The organism is Micromonospora sp. NPDC047793 (assembly GCF_040642635.1).
Classification (GTDB): Bacteria; Actinomycetota; Actinomycetes; order Mycobacteriales; family Micromonosporaceae; genus Micromonospora.
Map to the genome: position 1 here is coordinate 271214 of NZ_JBEYSG010000004.1, position 21255 is coordinate 292468.

Sequence of the window (21255 nt, forward strand, 5' to 3'; positions counted from 1 at the left end):
CCCCGCGCACGAGTGAGGAGATCGACACCGTGAACACCACCGTGGGACGCGGCGCCGCCCCACCCTCCACCCGGCCGTCGCCCCGATGGCGCAGGGCGATCGCCGTGGCCGCGTCCGTCGCGCTCGTCGCCGGCGGTCTGACCGGCGTCGCCGGTCCGGCGTACGCCGCCGAGCCCCCGTCGTACACCTTCACCACCACGGTCAACCCGATCCTCGGCGACGGCAGCTACTACTCCGCCGACCCGGCGCCGATGGTGGTGCGGGCCGGTGCCCCCGGCAACGACACCGACGCCGACCAGCTCTACGTCTACACCGGCCACGACCAGGCCGGACCGTCCACCAACGACTTCGTCATGAACGAGTGGGGCGCCTTCCGGACCACCGACGTCGAGGCGGGGGAGTGGACCCACTACCCGTCGCTGATGCGCCCGGAGGCCGTCTTCGCCTGGGCCACTCCCGGCCGTGCGTACGCGGGCCAGGTCGTCCAGGGCGTCGACGGACGCTACTACTGGTACGTCCCGATCCACGAACGCACCAGCACCGCGTCGGACCGGTTCGCGATCGGGGTGGCCGTGTCGGAGAGCCCGACCGGCCCGTGGACCGACCACGCGGGGGGCCCGATCATCTCCCAGCGGGTGCCCACGCCGAACACCATCCACAACATCGACCCGACGATCCTGGTCGACGGCGAGGCCCCGAACCAGCGGGTCTACATCTGGTGGGGCTCCTTCAGCCAACTGCGGATGCTCGAACTCCAGCAGGACATGAAGACCCCGATCGGCACCCCGCGCACCGTCACCGGCCTGACCGGCTTCTTCGAGGGCGCCTGGATCTTCACGCGTAACGGCACCTACTACATGGCGTACGCCGGCAACAACGCCGGCCCGACCTCGCAGTGCACCCCGGCGAACTACCACGCCTGTCTCGCCTACGGCACCGCCGCGTCGCCGGAGGGACCGTGGACCTACCGGGGAACCTTCCTGCGGCCGGTCTCCTCGACCACCAGCCATCCGGGTGTCCTGGAGTTCAACGGCACCTGGTACCTGGCGTACCACACCGCCGACGCCGTGGGCGGCGGTCACTTCCGGCGCTCGGTGGCGATCGACCCGGTCGAGTGGGACGACTCGCTGACGCCGCCCCGGATGAAGCTCGTGACGCCGACCCCGGCCACGGGACGTGACCTCACGCCCCGGCCGAACATCGCCCAGGAGGCCCGGGTCACCGTCTCCAACGAGCCGGTGCCGGTGCAGTACTGGGTGAAGGCACTCAACGACGAGATCGTCCGGTCGAACCCGCTGCCGCCGGACATGTGGGGCACCTGGACCGGCAACAACCCGCCGCAGCAGTGGGTGCAGTACAGCTGGGACCAGCCGATGCGGATCTCCGGTTCGCAGATCGACTTCTGGAACGACCAGCCGCAGGGCACCGGCGTCGGAGTCGCCGCGCCCGCCCGCTGGCGTATGCAGTACTGGAACCTGGAGGCCGGGCAGTGGGCCGACGTGCCCAACCCGAGCGGTTTCCCGACCGGTACGCAGGGCTTCCAGAACACCACCTTCGACCCGGTGACCACCACCCAGGTCCGCGCGGTGTTCGACGCGTCGACCAACGGCAGCACGTACTCCGGGGTGGCGGTCGAGGAGTGGAAGGTCCTCGCCGCGCAGCCGGAGTCGGTCAGCGCACCGGCGATGACCGTGGAGGTCGGCGAGACCGACCTGCCGGACACGCTGCCGGTGTCGTTCGGCGCGCAGACGCTGCGGGTGCCGGTCTACTGGGACGAGGTGGCGCCCGCGGACGTCGCCGAGCCCCGGACGTTCACCATCGGTGGGACCGTGCTCGGCTACGCCGCCGATCGCGTCTCCGCGCAGGTCACCGTCATCTCACCGGACGACACCGAGGGAGACGTGACGCCGCCGACGGTGACGCTCACGCCCAGCGGCAGCGCCGGCAGCGACGGCTGGTTCCGCTCCACGGTGCGCGTGCGGGCCGCCGGTGTCGACGACCGGGGTGGCCGGATGACCATCTCCACGCGGGTCGGCTCGGACACGCCGGTCGAGACCACCGACGTCCGGTCGGTCGACGTCACCGTCTCCGGGGACGGCCGGCACACGGTCACCGCGACCGCCACCGACCGCGCCGGCAACGTCTCCGACCCGGCCTCCCTGGAGGTACGCGTCGACGCCACCGCACCGGTCAGCACCGCCACCGTGAACAGCACCACGCGGGCGGTCACGCTCGCCGCGACCGACGCCACCTCCGGCGTCGCCCGGATCGAGTACGCCATCGGCACGGGCGCCTGGACCACGTACGACGGTGCGGTCCCGGCACCCGACGCGAACCGCCACACGCTGGCGTACCGGGCGGTCGACGTGGCCGGGAACCTGGAGACCGCCCGGACGGTCGCCATCCCGGCCGACCTGTCCGGGCCGCTCACCGGCAACATCGGGCCGATCGGCACGCCGACCGCCTCGTTCACGGCGAGCTGGAACAGCCTCACCGCGCTCAACGACGGTGCCGACCCGACCAACCCGGGTCAGGCGCAGATCTGGGGCACCTGGTCGGGCACCCGCCCGGCCACCCAGTGGATCCAGTACGACTGGAACCGCCCGGTGCGGATCACCGGCACCGAGCTGAAGTTCTGGCGGGACTCCAACCGGGGCACCGGCGACGGTGTCGCCCAGCCCGACGGGTGGGTGCTGCAGTACTGGGACGCCACCACCTCGACCTGGCGTGACGTGACCGGCGCGTCGCCGTACGGCACCAGCACCACCGCGTTCAACACCGTCTCCTTCGACCCGGTGACCACGTCGAGGGTGCGGGCCACCATCCAGGCCAACGGCAACGGCACCACCTACTCGGCGGTCGCCGTCACCGAGTGGCGGGTGTTCGCCGACGACCCGGGCGTCCGGCCCGAGGTGCCGGTGACGGTCACCGTGCAGACGCGGTGTGTGGCGGGGAAGGCGTACGTGGCGGTGCAGGCGCGTAACGACCACGACGCTGCGGTGGACGTGGTGTTGGAGAGTGCGTACGGGCAGCGGTCGGTGTCGGCTGTGGCGCCGGGTGCGAGCGCGTTCCAGCAGTTCACCACCCGTGCCGCGTCGGTGCCGTCCGGCAGCGCGACGGTCCGGGCCACCGGCACGGTCGACGGCACGGACGTGACGACCGTGGTCACCCAGGACCATCCCGGCGCGAACTGCGCCGCCGACCCCCGTCAAGCCCAGTAACCACGAGAGACAACGGAGAATCGCATGAACACAGGGAATCGGAAGCGGTTGCTGGCGGCGGGTGCCGCCGGGGCGTTGCTGGTCGGGTCGGTGGCGATGGCCGCGCCGGTGTCGGCCGATCCGGGTGACAGCGGTGACGTGACGGTCACGGTGGAGATCGAGGAGTTGGTGGAGCCGGGTGTGTTGGCGATGTCGATCGCGGGTGACTCGGTGGCGTTGACCGAGGACGGGTCGACGTTGGTGGTGCGGCAGTTCGTGGGTGGTCTGCCGACGGTGACGGTGACCGATACGCGTACGGTCGACGAGGTGCCCTCGGGTGCGGCGTGGGCGGTGCTCGGTAGTGCCACCGACTTCACCGGGGCCGACGGTCAGGAGCCGATCGGTGCCGGGCACCTGGGCTGGAAGCCGCGCCTGGTCGACGGTGGGGACACCGGTCTGGTCAGCGAGGGCGAGGAGGTCGTCACGGTGTTGGACGAGCCGACGCAGCCGGGCAACAACGTGGGTCTGGTCGACCAGGAGTTGCTGGTCTCCACGTTCGACTCGGGTGCGGTCGCCGGTGGGGCGTACTCGGTCGACGCCGACCTGTTCCTGCGCACCCCGGCGGACGTGGCCGCGGGCGAGTACACCTCGACGCTGACCCTGTCCCTGTTCGAGTGATCCACCGGGTGGAGGCCGCCCGGCGTGGTGGCCTCCACCCGTACCCCTGCGGGGTAAAGGGCTCGTCGTGAGCGTGCCCAGGATCCCGAGGCGGCGCCGGCGCGCGGCGGCCGGGCGTCACACGCGGAGGGGCAGGCCGTCGTGATGCAGCCGGAACGCGTCCAGGTCGGTGGCGTCGACCGCCAGCCGCAGGCCGGGCAGGTGCCGTGCCACCCGGTCGAACAGGATACGGCTCTCCAACCGCGCCAGGTGCGCGCCGAGGCAGAAGTGGATGCCGTATCCGAAGGCGAGGTGCCGACGGACGTCGGTGCGCGCGATGTCGTACTCGTGCGGCCGGTCGAAGACCGCCGGGTCCCGGTTGGCCCCCCACACCGACAGCCCCACGCGGTCGAACGCGGGGATCCGCCCACCGGCCAGCTCGACGTCCGCGAAGGCGAACCGTGGCGGCACGATCTCCACCGGCCCCCGGAACCGCAGCGTCTCCTCCACCACCGCCTCGGCCAGGGTGGGATCGTCGCACAGCGCCTCCCACTGCGCGGGGTGGGTGAGCAGCAGGCGGAGTCCGTTGACGATCAGGTCGACGGTGGTCTCCTGCCCGGCGATGAGCAGCAACTGCACCAGCGCCACCAACTCGTCGCGGTCCAGCCGGTCCGCCCGGTCCTCCGCCGCCACCAGCTCGGAGATCAGGTCGTCGGCCGGGTCGGCGCGGCGGCGCGCCGCCAGGTCGTCGAGGTACGCCGCGAACTCCAGGGTCGCCGTCGGGCCGTCGAACCCGGCCGACACGATCGCCGCCGACCAGGCCCGGAACTGCGGCCGGTCCGCCTCCGGTACGCCCACCAACTCGGCGATGACGTTGACCGGCACCGGATCGGCGAGGTCGGTCACCGCGTCCACGTGACCCCGCCGACGTGCCCGGTCGACGAGTCGGTCGGCGAGGTCACCGATCCACGGCTCCAGCCGGGCCACCGCCCGCGCGGTGAATCCGCCGCTGACCAGTCCCCGCAGGCGGGTGTGGTCGGGCGGGTCGAGGCTGATGAGCTGCCGGGACTCGATCCTCGCCACCTCGGACAACGCCTCCGGGGCCGGGGCGGGGCCGTCCGGGCGGTGCCGGTGCACCTCGTGCCCGATCATCGGGTGCCGCAGGCCGTGCAGCACGTCGGCATGACCGGCGACCACCCACAGCCGGTTGCCGGCGGGGTCGATCTGGAGCACCGGTCCGCCGCTGTCCCGCACCCGGTCGTAGAACTGGTGCGGGTTCCGGCGTACCACCGGGTCCCACAGCTCCGAAAGGCCGAACGCGACCGCCACCTGGCCTCCTCGGATGAAAGGAAGGGTCCCCTGCTAACGCCTCGTGTATAGCAGGGGACCCCTCCTTACATTCGGGCAGCGAACGTTTCGGGGGAGTTTTCGGGAAGGGAGCACCGACGGGCCTTCCTGAGCCGAGTCGACGGGACGCATCGGTGTAGTGTTCCGCGCAGGTACGAGCGACAGTGCGGGTCGGGCAACGGTCCGAAACAACGCCGAAAACGTTTACAAGATCACGTCCACCGGGAGTGCCTGTACGGGCTTCCGGGGCAGCCTGTCGCCGCTGCGTCGCATCCGTGCCGGTCGTTGGGAGGGAGCACCGCATGACGTCCGAGCCCGAGGTCCCCGCCAACCGCACACCCACCCTCACCGACGTCGCCAAGCTGGCCGGCGTCTCGGTCGCCACCGCCTCCAAGGCCATCAACGGACGTGGCGAGGTGCGGGCGACCACCCGGGTACGCGTGCTGGAGGCCGCCGAGCTGCTCTCCTTCGCGCCGAACGCCCTGGCCCGAGGTCTGCTCAGCGGCCGGACCGGGACGGTCGGCCTGCTCACCAGCGATCTGGAGGGACGGTTCTCGATCCCCATCCTGATGGGGGCCGAGGACGCCTTCGGGGCGGGGCAGGTGTCGGTCTTCCTGTGCGACGCCCGGGGTGACGCGATCCGGGAGAAGCACCACGTCCGCGCGCTGCTGTCGCGCCGGGTGGACGGGCTGATCGTGGTCGGCTCGCGGACCGATCCCCGGCCGCCGCTGGCCGGCAACATCCCGGTGCCGGTGGTCTACGTGTACGCCCCCTCCTCGGACCCGGCCGACATCTCCATCACCGTCGACAACGTCGGTGGTGGCCGCCTCGCCATCGAGCACCTGCTGGCCTGCGGTCGGCGCAACATCGCCCACATCACCGGCGAGCCGGGGTTCCAGGCGGCCCGTGACCGGGCCGAGGGCGCGGCGGCGGCGCTCGCGGCGGCGGGCCTGGGCATGGTCGGTGACCGGCCCTACTACGGGTCGTGGGACGAGTCCTGGGGGCGCGCCGCCGCACGCATGATCGTGGAGCAGCGGCCCGAGGTGGACGCGATCTTCTGCGGCAGCGACCAGATCGCCCGGGGCGTCCTGGACGCGTTGCGTGATCTCGGGCGGGACGTGCCGGGGGCGATCTCGGTGATCGGCTTCGACAACTGGGAGGCCATCTCCGCCGACTGCCGCCCCCGGCTGACCAGCGTCGACATGAACCTCCAACACCTCGGCGCGGTGGCCGGGCAGCGCCTCTTCGCGGCCATCGACGGTGCGGTGACGCACTCCGAGGAGTTCGCCAGCCGCCTGGTGATGCGCGAGTCGACGCTGCCCGTGCGCTGAGGGAGCCGGAGGTCCGGGGCTGAGGCGGCGGCCGACCGTCCGGGCGCTGAGGTGGCCGCCGGTGGATGGTGGCCCGGGTGGCTACCGGGTGGTGAGCCCGAGGCTGATCGTCTTGGTCAGCGTGGCGTTGTCGTCGTCGCCGTCGAGCGACCAGATCATCGCCCCGCCGAGCCCGGCGGTCCGGATGTAGAGCATCTTCTGGAGCACCACCGCCGGGTCGTCGTACGTCCACAGGGTGGTGCCGTCGAACAGCCAGGCGTGCCCGGCGCGCAGGTCGCGGTGCACCGTGAATCCCTTGCCCGGCAACGTCTTGAGCTGCTTGTAGTCCTCGTAGCCGGCGGCGTGCGTGGCCGGTGCCGGGCCGGTGGCGGGGCGGAACAGGCCGGTGCCGCCGCCGGTGACGCCGGTCCAGCCCTGGCCGTAGTACGGGATGCCCAGCACCAGCTTGCCGCGTGGTGCGCCACGGGCGATCCAACCGTCGACCGCCACCTGCGCGGAGAAGTCGGGGTCGTCCGGCGCGCCCCTGGGCACGCGCAACGCCGACTGCTGGTTGGTCACCGAGTCCCAGCTGCCGTGGAAGTCGTACCCCTGCACGGTCGCGAAGTCCAGGTACTTGAAGATCTTGCGGCCCTCGAATCCGGCGTCCATCGCGGCCGGGTTGGCCGGCAGGAAGGCGGTCAGTGGGTAATGCGTGCGGGTGGTCCGGCCGTACGCGTCGAGCTGCCGACGGAACTCGGCGAGCAGCTTGGTGAAGTTCTCCCGGTCCTCGGGGCGGACCACGTTGCCCGGTTCACCCGTCGAGCCAGGCCACTCCCAGTCCAGGTCGATGCCGTCGAAGACCCCGGCGGCCGAGCCCGGTCCGCCGCTGCCGCCGTCCAGGATCGGCAGGTCGCCCTTGAGGTAGAGGCCGATGCAGGAGGCGACGAACGCTTTCCGGGAGGCGTCGGTGCGGGCCGCGTTGGAGAAGTACGTCGACCAGCTCCAGCCGCCCAGCGAGATCATCACCTTGAGGTGCGGGTGCTTGGCCTTGAGCTTCGCCAACTGGCCGAAGTTGCCGTTGAGCGGCTCGCCCCAGGCGTCGGCGACCCCGTCGACGCTCTCCTGCGCCGGGACCGGGCGCTGGTAGTCGGCCCAGGCGTCGCCCTCACCCGGCCCACCGTCCACGAAGCAGCGACCGTCCTCGCTGACGTTGCCGAAGGCGTAGTTGATGTGGGTCAACCGACTCGCCGCCCCGGAGGTGTCCAGCTTCTGCACCGGGAACGCCCGGCCGTAGATGCCCCACTGGGTGAAGTAGCCGACCCGGTGGTAGCCGGTGCCGCGCTGCGGAGCCGCGTTCGCGGCGACCGGTGGTGCGGCGGTGACCAGCAGCGTGGTCAGCGCCACGAGGGCGGTGAGGCGGCGGGCACGGAACGGTCGCATCGGCACTCCCGGGAGGTCCACGGCGATCAGTAAAGACACTTGCCTGATTGACGAAGTTAAGCTGATCACCGTTTCCGGTCAAGGGTTGGTCCGGTTCCCGTCGCCGCGCTCACGCAGGTCCCGCTCGGCGGCGGCGACCACCACCGGATCGGCGCATCCGGCCGCGTAACCGGCGATCCGGCGGCGGATGTCCCGGCCGAGCAGCCAGGTGCCGATCCGGTCGGCGACCGGCCGCAGCAGCGCCGGACGGCAGCGGAAGTGGTACCGCCAGGTGGCGACCGAGTGGCCGGGCTCGGCGGCCGGCGCGAACCGCCAGCCGCCGGCGAACATCTCGAAGAACCACGGGCCACGCACCATCTTCATGCCCACGGTGGTCGGCGGTGCGTAGGAGACGTACTCACTGACCATCGAGAAGCCGTGCCGGGACCGGGTGAACGTGCGGACGCCCTTGTCCGGCCGGACGGCGCCGTCGACGAAGTGCTGACTGCGGACGAACGGGTCCCACCGCCGCCGGACCGGCATGGTGGTCTGCGAGATCGCGAACGCGAGATTCGGGGGTACGGGGACGACGGCCACCGCCTCAACCACGGGCATCGCCCCATTCTCCCCCGGTGCGACCGGTTCGGCCCGGGTAGCCGGGTGCCCGTCCGGCCCCGGGTGGATCGACTGGTCGTCCGTTGTATCGATGGTTCTCGAATGAAACACTCTGCGTAGTCGCGTCCGGGGCCGGCGTGCGAACCATCGTCAGGGCGTGCGGGAATGCCACCCGCGCAGGGCAGCCCGTTTCCAGGCACCGGCCGCCGTGCTGCGCCCGGTGCTCCCACCACCCCGGAGGAGACACCGCATGTCGAAGAAGTACGCCCTGGCGACGATCGCCGCCGCGACGCTGGCCCTGGTGGGCGCGGCCGGCGTGGCGAGCAGCGCGGGCGCCGCCACGTCCCCGCCCGTCCCGCTCACCACCTCGCAGTCGCCGACGCCGACGGTGACGGTGTGTCCGCCCGCGCTGCCGCTGGCCGGCATGGTGGCCGGCACCACCACCACGACCGTCACCATCCGTTACTCGCTGACGTTCCGCCCGCCGTGCGGGTACGACCTGCCCATCACGGTGCACCTCTTCGCCACCCGGGAGGACGCCGAGCAGTGGCACAACCCGGTGGCCTCGGCGGACACCGGGCTGGAGAGCTACGGCAACGTAGTGGTCGAGGGGCTCACCCCGGACACCGAGTACTGGTTCCGGTTCAGCGATGCGAAGGGCCGGCGGGACCCGTACATCCTCGGCGGGCCGGCGCGTACGCAGGAGGTGCCGGTGTGTGCCGCGACGGCGACGATCGGCAGCGGCTGGGGGAGTGGCTTCGTCGCCACGGTCACCGTGCGCAACACCGGGACCGAGGCGCTCGACGGCTGGCGGGTTTCCTGGACCTGGCCCGGTGACCAGCGGATCCAGTCGCTCTGGAACGGGACGGTGACCGAGGCGGGTAGCGAGGTGACCGTCCGCGACGCCGGCTGGAACGGCCGACTCGCCCCGGGCGGGTCGACGACGTTCGGCCTGCTCGCGTCGACCACCTCGGTGCCGGAGGGCTTCGCGCTCGCCTGTGGTCGCTGAGGCGGACGGCGTACCCCGGCCGCATGGAGGATTGTGAGTGCGTTACCGGGTGGTAACGATGTCGTGTCATGGACTCTGCCCTGACCCTGATCGGACTGCCCGTCGCCCTCGGCATCATCATGCTCGGTCTGGGTCTCGGCCTGACCGTCGCGGACTTCCGGCGGGTGGCCCAGCACCCGAAGGCCGCCGTCATCGCGCTGGCCTGCCAGGTGCTGCTGTTGCCGGCGCTCTGCTTCGGCCTGGTGCTCGCCTTCGACCTGCCGCCGGAACTGGCCGTCGGGATGATGCTGCTCGCAGCGTCGCCCGGCGGCACCACGGCCAACCTCTACAGCCACCTGTTCGGGGGACACGTGGCGCTGAACATCACCCTCACCGCGATCAACTCGGTGCTCGCCGTGCTCACCCTGCCGATCGTGGTCAACCTGTCGGCGGGCTACTTCCTGAGCGACGCGACGAGCATCGGCCTGCAGTTCGACAAGGTGGTGCAGGTGTTCGCCATCGTGCTCGTGCCGGTCGCGATCGGCATGCTGGTGCGGGCCCGGGTGCCGCGCGTCGCCGACCGGCTCGACCGGCCGGTCCGGATCATGTCCGTGGTGGTGCTCGTCGCGGTGATCCTCGGCGCGGTGCTCGGCGAGCGGGAGAACATCGCCGACTACTTCGTCGCGGTCGGTCTGGCGGTGCTGGCGTTCAACCTGCTCAGCCTCGCGATCGGCTACGGGGTGCCCCGTCTGGCCGGGATCGACCCGACCGCCGCGAAGGCGGCCGGTTTCGAGATCGGCATCCACAACAGCACCCTGGCCATCACGATCGCGCTCAGCCCGGCGCTGCTGAACAACACGCAGATGGCGATCCCGGCCGCCGTCTACGGCATTGTCATGTTCTTTACCGCAGCGGCTTTCGGATACCTGGTCAACCGCGTCGACGCGCGGCCCCGCAGCACCCGCGACGGTGCCACGACGACCTGAGAATAGGGGCGCTGAGCAGTCAGGACACGACGATCACCGGTCGCCGTGCGGGCACCGTCCACGCGCGATGCCGCATCGACGACTGGATCTGCCGTCGCGTTCCCTGCCTGTGCAACGATCGTTGAGCGTCATGCCGACCGCCCGGTCCCGCCGGCCTGCCTGTGCCTCGGTCACCGGCAGGGCTCGGCGGAACGGCGCCACACCTCGTACCCCTTGGAGAGCACGATGTCCTTCTCTCCGGCTCAGGTCTTCGCCGCGCTGAACGCGGTGCGGCCGCCCGACCAGCCGTCCCCGGTGCTCGGCACGGCCGTGGTGATCGGCGGCAGCGTCGCCGGTCTGCTGGCCGCCCGGGTGCTGTCCGACCACGCGGCGAGCGTGGTCGTGATCGACCGCGACGACCTGCACGTGCCCGGCGGACGGCCGGGCGTGCCACAGGGGACGCAGTTGCACGCGCTGCTGCCCGGCGGCTTCCTGCAACTGGAGCGTCTCTTCCCCGGGTTCCGGGAGCAGGCCCTGGCCCAGGGTGCGGTCGAGGCGCCCCCCGCCGCCCGGCGCAACTACCTCGACGGCCGTCTCAAGGTGACGGTGCCCGACGACGCAGACAGCCTGGCCGGGAGTCGGCCGCTGCTGGAGGGGCTGATCCGTCAGCAGGTCCTGCGGCTGCCCAACGTCAAGACGGTGACCGCCCGCGCCACCGGCCTGGTCGTCGACGGTTCGTCCGTGGTCGGGGTCCGGTGCGACGTCGACGCCGCGTCCGGTGTCGAGAACGCCGACCTGGTGGTGGACGCCATGGGCCGGTCGAGCCGGCTCTCCGACTGGTTGGTGGACGCCGGTTGGGAGCGACCCGCCCTGCGGCGGATGCCGGTGCACCTCAACTACGCCACCGCCCTGTTCCGCCGTCGCGAGGCGCACCCGGAGCACACCGTGGTGATGGCCCTGAACAGCATCAAGGCGTCCTCGGACGTGGCCGGGGCGGCGTACTTCGCCATCGAGGACGGCCGATGGATGGCGATGATGGCCGGTTACGGTGACAACCGTCCCGGCCGCACCGCCGAGGACTTCGTACGCCGGCTGCGCGAGCAGTTCCCACCCGAGTTCAGCGAGGTCGCCGACAGCGAGATGCTCGGCGAGGTGCAGACCTACCGCCACGCCGACAGTCGGCGGCGGGACTACCACGCGCTGCGGCGGATCCCGGCGGGCCTGGTCAGTGTCGGTGACGCGGTCGCCTCGTTCAACCCGGTATACGGCCAGGGGATCACGGCTGCGGCGCTGCACGCGGCCTGCCTGTCGGCGTACCTGCGCTCCGGGCCGGACCTGCGCTTCCCGGCCCGCCGCTTCTTCGAGCTGCAACGGGTGGTGGTGGACGCCGCCTGGTCGATCTCGACCTCCGCCGACCTGGCGTTGCCGCACGTCGACGGTCCCTACCCGCGTGGGTATCGGCTCTCCAGCTGGGTGAGCGGCCAGATCGTCCGGGCGACCATGACCGACGTGACGACGGCCCGCCGCTTCAACGACGTCGTCTCGATGCGGGAGCACCCCCGTGCGCTGGCCCGCCCCGGCGTGGTGCTGGGCGCGCTGTGGGCGAACTGGCGGGCACGCTGACCGCGCCCGACATCTAGCCCGAACGTCGGACCTGTCCGGTTAGCCGGACGCGGCACCATAGTTGCATCTATTGCAATGTCAGCATATGTTGCTGGTGGTGAGCGGAAGGAGTGCCGGATGGGTGCCGGGCACGATCACGGGCAGCAGGTCCTGCGCGCGGGGGAGAAGCACCGGGGGCGGCTCTGGGCGGCCTTCGCCCTGCTGGCCGTCTTCATGGTGGTCGAGGCGATCGGTGCCTGGGTGACCGGTTCGCTGGCGCTGCTGTCGGACGCCGGGCACATGTTCACCGACGTGCTCGGCATCGGCATGGCGCTGGCCGCGATCACGGCGGCGAGCCGGGCCTCCCGGGACGGGCAACGCACCTTCGGGCTCTATCGGATGGAGGTCCTGGCGGCGCTGGCCAACGCCGTGCTGCTCTCCGGGGTGGCGCTCTTCGTGCTGGTCGAGGCGGTACGCCGGCTCGGCGAACCGCCGGAGGTGCTGGTCGGGCCGATGCTGGCGGTGGCGGTGGCCGGGCTGATCGCCAACATCGTGGCGTTCCTGCTGCTGCGCTCCGGTGCCGAGGAGAGCCTCAACGTGCGGGGCGCGTACCTGGAGGTCTTCGGTGACCTGCTCGCCTCGATCGGGGTGATCGTCGCGGCCGGGGTGATCGCGTTGACCGGCTGGTGGTACGCCGACCCGATCGTGGCCGTGGCGGTCGGCTTCTTCATCCTGCCCCGCACCTACCGGCTGGCGCGGGCCGCCCTGCGGGTCCTGGTCCAGGCCGCGCCGCCGCACCTGGACGTCGCCGAGGTCCGCGACGCGCTGCGCGAGGTGGAGGGCGTGGCCGACGTGCACGACCTGCACGTCTGGACGCTGACCTCGGGCATGGAGGTGGCCTCGGCGCACCTGACCCTGGCCGGCGGGGCGGACCTGGCCCGGGTGCTCGCCGCCGCGCGCCGGCTCCTGCACGACCGCTTCGGGATCGAGCACGCCACGTTGCAGGTGGAGCCCGGGGACGCCGAGGGCGTCTGCCACGGCGCCCATTGGTGACGGCCGGGAACCCGGAGCCCCGCCGCGCCGACTACCTGGGAAACCACCCGCACCGGGAGCCGTCGTTGAACCGCCCGCACCACCTCGTCCCGACTCTGATCCTGCGCCGTCCGGTGCTGGTGCCCGCCGCCATGGTCCTGGTCGCCGCCGGTGCCGCAGCCGTGCTGCTGTGGTGGGGCGGCGGCAGCGTACCGCCGACTCCGCCGGGGCTGCCCGACCCGGACCCGACCGCGGCCTGGCTGTTGCCGGCCGCCCGGCTCGGCATGCAGATCGGCGCGGTGGCCACCATGGGACTGCTGGTGGCGGTCACCGTGCTGTCCCCGCGCGACGACGGCGGTCGACTCTCCGCGCTGGGCTACCGGCGGCTGCGCGCTGCGGCGTGGACCGCCGCCGCCTGGGCGGTGTCCGCCGGTGTCGCGGTCTGTTACACGCTCGTCGACCTGTTCGGGCTGCCCGCCACGCAGGTGTTGTCGGCCCGTGCGGTGCTGAACTTCGTGCGCAGCGTGTCGCTGGGCCAGTCCTTGGCGCTCAGCGGAGCACTGGCGCTGGTCGCGGCCGTCGTCGCGGCCCGCAGTCTGCGTCCGTCCGGGGCGGTGGTGGCGCTGCTCGCCGCGCTGGCCGCAGTGGTGCCGCCGGTCTTCACCGGGCACGCCGCGTCGGCCAGCAACCACCAGGTGGCCGTCTCGGGCCTGCTGCTGCACGTGGTGCCGGTCACCGTCTGGGCCGGCGGCCTGCTCGCCCTGGCGATCACCGCCCGGGGCACCGCCGCCGACTTCGCGGTTGCGGTGCGCCGGTTCTCCCCGCTGGCGCTGGTCTGTCTGGTCGCGGTCGGTCTGTCCGGACTGCTGTCGGCGAGCGTACGACTGACCGGCCCGGCCGACCTGACCGGCACCGGGTACGGGCGGCTGGTGCTGGTCAAGACCACCGTGCTGGCCGTGATCGCGGTGCTGGGGCAGTGGCACCGGCGGTCCACGATGCCGGCCCTGGCCGCCGGCCGGCGACGCCCGTTCGTGCGGGTCGCAGTCGTGGAGACGCTGCTGTTCGGGGCCGCCGTCGGGGCCGCCGTGGCGCTGTCGCGTACCCCCGTGCCGGCCGTCGGCGCCGACGAGGACGTGGCGACCGCCCTGCTCGGCTTCCCGATGCCGCCGCCGTTGAGCGTGGCCACGGTGGCCCGCCTCTGGCTGCCGGAACCCCTGGTCATCGCCGCCACCGTGGGCGCGGCCGGGCTCTACCTCGCGGGGGTGTGGCGGCTGCGGCGGCGCGGCGACGCCTGGCCCGCCGCGCGTACCGCGTTCTGGCTGCTCGGCTGCGTGGTGATCGTCGTCGCCACCTCCAGCGGCCTGGCCCGGTACGGCCCGGTGCTGTTCGCCGTGCACATGGTGCAGCACCTGCTGCTGATGATGGTCGCGCCGATCCTGATGGTCCTGGCCGGACCGGTCACCCTCGCACTACGGGCGCTGCGACCGGCCACCGACCCGCGTTGGCCGGGTCTCCGGGAGTGGCTCCAGGCGGGCCTGCACTCCCGGGCGTCCCGCGTGCTGACCCACCCGGTGGTGGCACTCGTCGTCTACGTGGCCAGCCTCTACGTGCTCTACTTCACCGGCCTGTACGAGCTGGCGGTCCGTTCGCACGCCGCCCACCTGGCGATGGTCGGGCACTTCCTCGCCGTCGGGTATCTCTTCTTCTGGGCGGTCATCGGCGTCGACCCGGCACCCCGCAAGGTGCCGTACCCGCTGAAGATGGTCCTGGTCCTGATCAGCATGGTGCTGCACGCCTTCCTCGGCGTCGCGCTCATGCAGTCGGCGACCGTGCTGGCCGCCGACTGGTGGATCGCGCTGGACCGGCCGTGGGGGCCGACCCCGCTGGCCGACCAGCAGGCCGCCGGGGGCATCGCCTGGTCCTTCGGTGAGCTGCCCACCGTGATCGTGATGGGGGCGCTGATGTTCCAGTGGATCCAGGCCGACCGGCGGGAGGCCCGTCGCCGCGACCGGGCCGCCGACCGTGCCGAGGCGGAGGGACGCGAGGACCCGGAGCTGGCCGCCTACAACCGGATGCTCGCCGAGCTGGCCGAACGCGACCGCCGGGTCCGCCGGTGAGGTCCCGTCCAGCCTGCTCCCAGCTATCTGCCAGCCGACCGGTGCAGCATGGGCTGCTCCCGCAGAGAAGGTTGACGCCCGCATGACGAGGAACCTGCGACTGACGTTGGCGATGATCCTGGTGGTGATCCTCGTCATGATCGGCCTGACCGCGATCAACCGGAACTCCGGCCCACGCGCCAGCGGCGAACCGGTCGATCCGGCCGTGCTGGTGCGCGACGACAGCCACCGGCTCTCCACCGCCACCGACGGCAGGGTCACCCTGGTGGAGTTCCTCGACTTCGAGTGCGAGGCGTGCGGCGCGGTCTACCCGGCGGTGAGCGAACTCCTCGACACCTACCAGGACCGGATCACGTTCGTCGTGCGGTACTTCCCGATCCCCAGCCACCCCAACGCCGAGCTGGCCGCCCGGGCCGCGCAGTCCGCCGCCAACCAGGGCCGGTTCGCCGAGATGTACACCGTGCTGTTCGAGAACCAGGAGACGTGGGGGCACCAGCGGACCCCGCAGACCGAGGCGTTCGTCGGGTACGCGCGCACCCTCGGCCTGGACGTCGAGGCGTTCCAGCGCGACCTCGACGCCCCGGCCACCGCCGAGCGGGTGGCCCGGGACCGCGCCGACGGGGAGGCCGCCGGGGTGCAGGGCACGCCGACGTTCTTCCTGAACGGTCGGCAGTTGACGAACGTGCGTACCCAGGCGGACATGGTGGCCGCCATCGACGCCGCGCTCGCCGGATGAGCGCCGACGCGGCGTGCCGGCCGACGGACACCGACGCACCGGACGCGGGGTTCCTCGCCCGGGTCACCGCGTGGGTGCTCGCCGTCGGCGGTGCTGTGGGCCTGCTCGCGGCAGCCACGCTCACCGTCGAGAAGATCAACCTGCTGAGCGACCCGGACTACGTGCCGACGTGCAGCATCAACCCGATCCTCTCCTGCGGCTCGGTGATGACCACCCCGCAGGCCGCCGCCTTCGGCTTCCCGAACCCGCTGCTCGGCATCGCCGGTTTCGCGGTGGTCGCCACCGTCGGCGTCGTGCTGCTCGCCGGGGCGCGGCTGCCCGGCTGGTTCCGGGCCGGTCTCCAGGTCGGTGTCACGTTCGGCGTGATCTTCGTGCACTGGCTCATCTACCAGAGCCTGTACGTCATCGGCGCGCTCTGCCCGTACTGCATGGTGGTCTGGGTGGTGATGATCGCGATCTTCGTCTACACCACGCTGCACCACCTGCGCCGGGTGCCGCCGTCGTCGCCACCGGCCCGGCTGGCCGGGCTCGCCGGCTACCACAGCTTCGTCCTGGTCGCCTGGTACACGGTGATCCTGCTGGCGGTGCTGGTGCGCTTCTGGGACTACTGGTCCACCCTGCTCTGACCCCGGCCGCGCCACCGGGTCGACGGTGGCGCGGCACCGGCCGCGAGCGTCACGGAGCGGGGACGACCTCCTGCCCGAGCGGCCAGATCGCCGCCGGCACCAGCTTGAAGTTGGCCACCCCGAAGGGGATGCCGATGATGGTCAGGCAGAGGCTCACCCCGGCGACGATGTGCGACAGCGCGAGCCACCAGCCGGCCAGCACGACCCAGATCACGTTGGCGACGCCGGAGGCCACCCCGACACCCGGCTTGGGCACCAGGGTCCGGCCGAACGGCCACAGCGAGTACGACGCCAACCGCAGCGACGCGACGCCGAACGGGATGGTGACGACGAGCACGAAGCAGATCAGGGCCGCGATGCCGTACCCGACCGCCAGCACGATCCCGCCGCCGAAGATGAGCCACAACACGTTCAGCACGAATCGGATCATGACTCCATGATGACCGGTGGGTGCCACCGACCGCGAAGGGCGGCCGGTGGCACCGTCGCTCGGCCGGTGAGGCAGGTACTCAGCCGGTGACGCCGGTCACCGTCGTGCCGGACCTGGTGACGCGGTAGGTCGCCTGGGCACCGCTCCAGAAGTGGAAGGTGAGGGTGACCGGGGCACCGTCGCGGACCTCACCGAAGAAGGTGGAGGTCAGCGTGATCCGGTTGGCGGCGTAGTCGGGCGCGAAGGCGACGTCGAACTCCTTGTACGACGTCCAGTCGTGCGGGCCGGCGTTGCTGCCGTCGGCGTACCTCGCCTCCATGGTGGCGAGCTGGTCGCCCCGGAACTGGGTCGGGATGGCGAACGCGCCTGTCGTGCCGGTGGCGTTGGAGAGCACCGGCGGGTCGTACGTGACGATGTCGATCCGCCACGGCACGCCGGTGGAGAAACGGGCGTGCAGGGTGGCGTTGACGCCGTACGCCCGGCTGCCGACCAACCGGGTCAGCGCACTCGCGGTCAGCGTGAGCTGGTTGCCGGAGACGGTGTAGTCGGTGCCCTGCGTCAGGTTGGTGGTGCCCTGCCGCAGCCCGGAGAAGGTGGTGCCGTTCAGGTTCAGCGTCAGCGACTTGGCGGTGACCGCGCCGGTACGCGGCACGTACACCTGGTCGGCGGAGGCGGTGCCGGAGCGGGTCGTCCAGCTCGACTTGATCTGGGCGAACAGCTCCGCGTCCTTCCACCGGAAGGCGACCCGGTCGAAGTGCTGGCCGTTGTCCCAGAGCTGGGTGGTGAGCCGCTTGGTGCGGGCGTAGTGGCCGAGGAACTCGAAGAACTTGAGTTTCTCGCCCTGCTGCACGGTGCCGGTGTGCCGGTCGAAGCCGAGCAGCCCGTACTCGCCGATGACGACCGGGATGTTCCGGGCGACGAAGGCGTTGTGCACCCGGTCGAACCGGTCGACGAGGTCCTGCTGGGTGACCGCGTCGAACCGGATGCCGCCGGCGACGTTCACGCTGAACGGCCAGTAGCCGTAGAAGTGCACGGTGGCGATCAGGTTGCGGTCGTTGAGCTGGGTGAAGGTGCTCACCAGCTCGTCGATGCGGGGCTGGTCGGAGGAGGTGTGCAGGGTCGGCAGGACCAGCATCCGGGTGGCGTTGTTGCCGCCGGAGGCGCGCACGATCCGGTGGAACGAGGTGTTCAGCTCGTGCAGGAGCTGCGCGTTCTGGGCGTCGCCGGAGCTGTTGGCGAACTGCGGCTCGTTGACGCTCTCGAAGTGCAGTTTCGGCCCGGCGTCCCGGAACGCGGCGGCGATCTGGGTCCAGAGCGCGTTGTAACGGTTGAGGACCGTGGTGCGGTTGGTCGGCATCTCGTGGATCCACTGCCACGAGTCGTGGTGAATGTTGATCATCACGTAGAAGCCGTCGTCCAGGGCCCAGCCGACGACCTCCTTGATCCGGTTCAACCAGGCGGCGTCGATCGTGTACGAGGGTGCCGCGCCGTGCCGGTTGCTCCAGGTCACCGGGATGCGGATGCTGTTGAAGCCCTGGGCCCGGATGGCGTCGAGCTGTGCCGGGGTGACCCGGGGGTTGCCCCAGGCGGTCTCGTCGGCGCCGACCGAGTCGAAGGTGTTGCCGAGGTTCCAGCCCGGCTGCATCGCGTCCACGTACGCCATGGCGTCACCGGCGGGCGGCGGGGTGGTCGGCGGCGGCGTGGTGGGGGGCGGGGTGGTCGGCGGCGGGGTGGTCGGGCCGACGCTCCCGGTGCAGGTGACCCCGTTGAGGGCGAACGAGGTCGGCGCGGTGTTGCTGGTGCCGGTGTAGGTGCCGTTGAAGCCGAACGAGACGCTCTGGTTGGTGCCGAGGGCGGCGTTGTAGCCGACGTTGGTGGCCGTCACGTCGTTGCCGGCGGAGGTGACGGTGGCGTTCCATGCCTGCGTCACCCGCTGGCCGGAGGGGAACGTCCAGGTCAGCCGCCAGCCGTTGACCGCGTCGCCGAGGTTGGTCAGGTCGACGTTGGCGGTGAAGCCGCCGGGCCACTGGCTGGGGGCGGAGTAGACCACCCGGCAACCGGCGGCGGCGTGTGCGGCGCCCGCGTTGACCAGGCCGACGCCGGCCAGTAGGACCGCTATCCCGCTGGTGACCAGGCCGAACCGCCATCGTGTCCTGCGTAGTGTGCCTCTCAGCCCGGCCATGACGCTCCTCGGTGTGGTGATGGTGTCGACGGGTGCTGGCCGAGCGCCGCCGGGACCACCGGAAACGTCCGGCCGGCTCGCACCATAAGTTGGGATCAACAACTTTGTCAATCGACTCAGGCTGATATTGGCTGCTTCTGCGCAGGTAGGGGAGTTGTGTCGGAGCGAGTGCCTCTCGGGTGTGCGTACCGGACTGTCGGACGCGTACCGGCGAATGAGCGCAGCCCGGGCGGGTAGTCGGCGGCGTGACGGCGACGGACGAACGGGACAGCGGATGGCTGCGGGGCGCCGTCGGGCGGGTGGTCGGGATGGTCGCCCGCGTGGTCGGCGGGATCAGTGGACGGATCGGCTGGCGGGAACGGCGCCGGACGCTGGAGCTGTACGCCATCCTCGCCGTGCAGGCCGGAGCAGCCGCCGCCGTCGCCTGGACGGTCGCGCACCAGGTGCTCGGGCATCCGTCACCGGTCTTCGCGCCCAGCGCGGCGGTGGGCACGATCGCCGCCGCGATCGGCCGGCGGACCCGCCGCACCGTGGAACTGCTGATCGGCGTGCTGGCCGGGATCGTGGTCGGCGACGCCCTGATCTGGGTCATCGGCACCGGACCCTGGCAGATCGGCACCGTCGTGACGCTGGCCATCCTGCTCGCCCTCACGCTGAGCCGGGGCGGCCAGGTGGTGACCCAGGCCGGCGGCACGGCGGTCCTGATCGCCACGCTCGCGCCCGTGCAACGCGGGCTGGAGGTGCCCAGGATCATCGACGCCACGATCGGTGGGCTGGCCGCCGTGCTGGTGGTGGCCGTCCTGCCGGTGAACCCGGTGCGGCTCGTCCAGCGGGCGGCCCGTCCGCTGTTCACGGTGCTGATGGAGCAACTGCACGTGGGCGCGGACGGCTTGTCGGCCGGCGACGCCGAGGAGGTGGCCCGGGCCCGGGACGCCCTGACCGCCCTCGACCCGCAGGTCAAACTGATCAAGGACGCGGTCGCCGGAGCCCAGGAGGCGGTGGCGATCTCACCGGCCCGATGGCACCGCCGGACCGACTTCGAGCACTACGAACGCGGCGTCCGCTACCTCGACCTGGCCGTGCGGGGCTGCCAGGAGATGCTGCGTCGGGCCGCCACTGCGGTCCGCGACGACGAACCGGTGCCGGCCGGTCTGCCCGCGGCGGTGCACTACTTCGGCGACGCCCTCGCGCTGATGCAGATCGCGGCGGAGAGCGGGCACCACACCGGTCGCACCGAGCGGCTGATCCTCAAGGCGGTGGACCGGGCCGCCGAGGCGTACCACGAGGGGGTGGGCTTCTCCGGCAGCGTGGTGGTGGCACAGATCCGGACCGTCGCCACCGACCTGCTGCGCAGCCTCGGCCGCTCGGAGTCGCAGGCCAGCGAGTCGGTCCGGGAGCGGTTCGGGCGGCGGCAGGAGGAGGGCCGGCCACCCGGGGCGCAGCCCGATCGCGCGTGACCGGGCTGCGGCCGTGTCACAACCGCCCGGCCACCGTCCGGGCCACCTCGGTGAGGCGTCCCACGTACCCGGCCGGGTCGTCCAGCCGGACCAACCGGACGGCCACCCAGGTCCCGGAGACGCTGACGAAGACCGCCCCCTCCTCCAGGTACGCCTCGTCGCCGATGCCGGAGAGCGTCTCGAACTCGTGGTCGAGTTCCCGGTCGATGTCGAGGATCTTCTTCGCCCCGTCGCCGACGAAGACCTCCACCTGGGCCAGCGGCCCCGAGACCGGCCCGGTGTACGTGCAGGTGTCCGCCACCGGCACCGGGTCCTCCAACGGCGTACCGGCCAACTCCTCGGCCTCCGCCCTGGTCACCAGCGCGCAGGCGTCCACCTCGGGCGGGTCCGGCGGCGCGGGCGTCTCGTTCGGCGGCTCCGGCGTTCCGGCCGGCTCCGGTGCCCCGGCCGGCGCGGGTGGCGGTGCTGCCGCCGGCTCGGCGGCCCCGCCACAGGCGGTGAGCACGGCCGCCAGGACCACCGTCCCGATGAGCCGGGCGGTGCTGGGCAGGTGCCTCATCGTCGTCTCCCTC

Annotated in this window: 17 protein-coding genes; 11 read left to right on the plus strand and 6 right to left on the minus strand. The window is 71.9% G+C overall.

The genetic code is table 11. The annotated features are described in order from the left end of the window. Positions 1–20 precede the first annotated feature (20 nt). Together ABZ738_RS11370 and ABZ738_RS11375 are read left to right on the plus strand one after the other, a co-directional pair. Entirely contained in the window at positions 21–3221 is a 3201-nt protein-coding gene (locus ABZ738_RS11370) for a family 43 glycosylhydrolase (RefSeq protein WP_357212737.1), read from the plus strand. Positions 3222–3245: 24 nt separating this feature from the next. Further along, positions 3246–3878, plus strand: coding sequence for a hypothetical protein (locus ABZ738_RS11375; RefSeq protein WP_357212515.1), 633 nt, complete (start codon positions 3246–3248; stop codon positions 3876–3878). A gap of 117 nt (positions 3879–3995) precedes the next feature. On the opposite strand, the gene ABZ738_RS11380 is transcribed toward ABZ738_RS11375, so the two are convergent. Then, positions 3996–5186, minus strand: a complete 1191-nt coding sequence (locus tag ABZ738_RS11380) for a cytochrome P450 (protein WP_357212517.1) — start codon at positions 5184–5186, stop codon at positions 3996–3998. A 320-nt stretch (positions 5187–5506) separates the two neighbouring features. On the opposite strand from ABZ738_RS11380, the gene ABZ738_RS11385 reads away from it, so the two are divergent. Further along, positions 5507–6535: a LacI family DNA-binding transcriptional regulator gene (locus ABZ738_RS11385; protein ID WP_176093163.1), complete on the plus strand. Its 1029-nt coding sequence runs from the start codon at positions 5507–5509 to the stop codon at positions 6533–6535. Between the two features lie 81 nt (positions 6536–6616). Here the strand turns inward: ABZ738_RS11385 and ABZ738_RS11390 are convergent, their stop codons facing one another. Both ABZ738_RS11390 and ABZ738_RS11395 read right to left on the minus strand, forming a co-directional pair. After that, positions 6617–7954: a glycoside hydrolase family 18 protein gene (locus ABZ738_RS11390; protein WP_357212520.1), complete on the minus strand. Its 1338-nt coding sequence runs from the start codon at positions 7952–7954 to the stop codon at positions 6617–6619. Positions 7955–8032: 78 nt separating this feature from the next. Further along, positions 8033–8548 carry an SRPBCC family protein gene (locus ABZ738_RS11395; protein WP_131051846.1) on the minus strand — a complete coding sequence of 172 codons (516 nt, stop codon included), beginning with the start codon at positions 8546–8548 and terminating at the stop codon, positions 8033–8035. 250 nt (positions 8549–8798) lie between these two features. Between ABZ738_RS11395 and ABZ738_RS11400 the strand changes: the two genes are divergently transcribed. The 7 genes from ABZ738_RS11400 (at position 8799) to ABZ738_RS11430 (ending at position 16614) form a co-directional block, all read left to right on the plus strand. Further along, on the plus strand, positions 8799–9557 hold the full coding sequence (locus tag ABZ738_RS11400; RefSeq protein WP_131051847.1) for a cellulose-binding domain-containing protein: 759 nt from the start codon (positions 8799–8801) through the stop codon (positions 9555–9557). A gap of 68 nt (positions 9558–9625) precedes the next feature. After that, on the plus strand, positions 9626–10522 hold the full coding sequence (locus ABZ738_RS11405; protein ID WP_176093167.1) for a bile acid:sodium symporter family protein: 897 nt from the start codon (positions 9626–9628) through the stop codon (positions 10520–10522). A gap of 225 nt (positions 10523–10747) precedes the next feature. Next, a complete protein-coding gene (locus ABZ738_RS11410; protein ID WP_357212523.1) occupies positions 10748–12124 on the plus strand; it encodes an FAD-dependent oxidoreductase in 1377 nt (458 codons plus the stop codon). Between the two features lie 117 nt (positions 12125–12241). After that, positions 12242–13156, plus strand: coding sequence for a cation diffusion facilitator family transporter (locus ABZ738_RS11415; protein ID WP_131051850.1), 915 nt, complete (start codon positions 12242–12244; stop codon positions 13154–13156). Between the two features lie 131 nt (positions 13157–13287). After that, positions 13288–15252, plus strand: coding sequence for a cytochrome c oxidase assembly protein (locus ABZ738_RS11420; protein WP_357212740.1), 1965 nt, complete (start codon positions 13288–13290; stop codon positions 15250–15252). Between the two features lie 82 nt (positions 15253–15334). Continuing rightward, entirely contained in the window at positions 15335–15988 is a 654-nt protein-coding gene (locus tag ABZ738_RS11425) for a thioredoxin domain-containing protein (RefSeq protein WP_131051851.1), read from the plus strand. Next, complete coding sequence (locus ABZ738_RS11430) at positions 15985–16614, plus strand: vitamin K epoxide reductase family protein (RefSeq protein ID WP_131051852.1); 630 nt, start codon at positions 15985–15987, stop codon at positions 16612–16614. Before ABZ738_RS11425 ends, ABZ738_RS11430 begins: the two co-directional genes overlap by 4 nt. A gap of 49 nt (positions 16615–16663) precedes the next feature. Here the strand turns inward: ABZ738_RS11430 and ABZ738_RS11435 are convergent, their stop codons facing one another. After that, a complete protein-coding gene (locus ABZ738_RS11435) occupies positions 16664–17044 on the minus strand; it encodes a YccF domain-containing protein (RefSeq protein WP_131051853.1) in 381 nt (126 codons plus the stop codon). Positions 17045–17123: 79 nt separating this feature from the next. Next, positions 17124–19226, minus strand: a complete 2103-nt coding sequence (locus ABZ738_RS11440) for a cellulase family glycosylhydrolase (RefSeq protein WP_357212526.1) — start codon at positions 19224–19226, stop codon at positions 17124–17126. Positions 19227–19471: 245 nt separating this feature from the next. Here ABZ738_RS11440 and ABZ738_RS11445 point away from each other — a divergent pair, with 245 nt between their 5' ends. Further along, a complete protein-coding gene (locus ABZ738_RS11445) occupies positions 19472–20683 on the plus strand; it encodes an FUSC family protein (protein ID WP_357212528.1) in 1212 nt (403 codons plus the stop codon). A 16-nt stretch (positions 20684–20699) separates the two neighbouring features. On the opposite strand, the gene ABZ738_RS11450 is transcribed toward ABZ738_RS11445, so the two are convergent. After that, positions 20700–21242, minus strand: a complete 543-nt coding sequence (locus ABZ738_RS11450; RefSeq protein WP_176093171.1) for a DUF3558 family protein — start codon at positions 21240–21242, stop codon at positions 20700–20702. Positions 21243–21255 lie beyond the last annotated feature (13 nt).

Bases quoted from the DNA above. Each gene is read 5' to 3' on its own strand.
- ABZ738_RS11395 (WP_131051846.1), bottom strand. From the start codon at position 8,548: ATGCCCGTGGTTGAGGCGGTGGCCGTCGTCCCCGTACCCCCGAATCTC.
- ABZ738_RS11430 (WP_131051852.1), top strand. From the start codon at position 15,985: ATGAGCGCCGACGCGGCGTGCCGGCCGACGGACACCGACGCACCGGAC.
- ABZ738_RS11385 (WP_176093163.1), top strand. From the start codon at position 5,507: ATGACGTCCGAGCCCGAGGTCCCCGCCAACCGCACACCCACCCTCACC.
- ABZ738_RS11420 (WP_357212740.1), top strand. From the start codon at position 13,288: ATGGTCCTGGTCGCCGCCGGTGCCGCAGCCGTGCTGCTGTGGTGGGGC.
- ABZ738_RS11415 (WP_131051850.1), top strand. From the start codon at position 12,242: ATGGGTGCCGGGCACGATCACGGGCAGCAGGTCCTGCGCGCGGGGGAG.
- ABZ738_RS11405 (WP_176093167.1), top strand. From the start codon at position 9,626: ATGGACTCTGCCCTGACCCTGATCGGACTGCCCGTCGCCCTCGGCATC.
- ABZ738_RS11390 (WP_357212520.1), bottom strand. From the start codon at position 7,954: ATGCGACCGTTCCGTGCCCGCCGCCTCACCGCCCTCGTGGCGCTGACC.
- ABZ738_RS11410 (WP_357212523.1), top strand. From the start codon at position 10,748: ATGTCCTTCTCTCCGGCTCAGGTCTTCGCCGCGCTGAACGCGGTGCGG.
- ABZ738_RS11375 (WP_357212515.1), top strand. From the start codon at position 3,246: ATGAACACAGGGAATCGGAAGCGGTTGCTGGCGGCGGGTGCCGCCGGG.
- ABZ738_RS11400 (WP_131051847.1), top strand. From the start codon at position 8,799: ATGTCGAAGAAGTACGCCCTGGCGACGATCGCCGCCGCGACGCTGGCC.
- ABZ738_RS11425 (WP_131051851.1), top strand. From the start codon at position 15,335: ATGACGAGGAACCTGCGACTGACGTTGGCGATGATCCTGGTGGTGATC.
- ABZ738_RS11435 (WP_131051853.1), bottom strand. From the start codon at position 17,044: ATGATCCGATTCGTGCTGAACGTGTTGTGGCTCATCTTCGGCGGCGGG.
- ABZ738_RS11440 (WP_357212526.1), bottom strand. From the start codon at position 19,226: ATGGCCGGGCTGAGAGGCACACTACGCAGGACACGATGGCGGTTCGGC.
- ABZ738_RS11450 (WP_176093171.1), bottom strand. From the start codon at position 21,242: ATGAGGCACCTGCCCAGCACCGCCCGGCTCATCGGGACGGTGGTCCTG.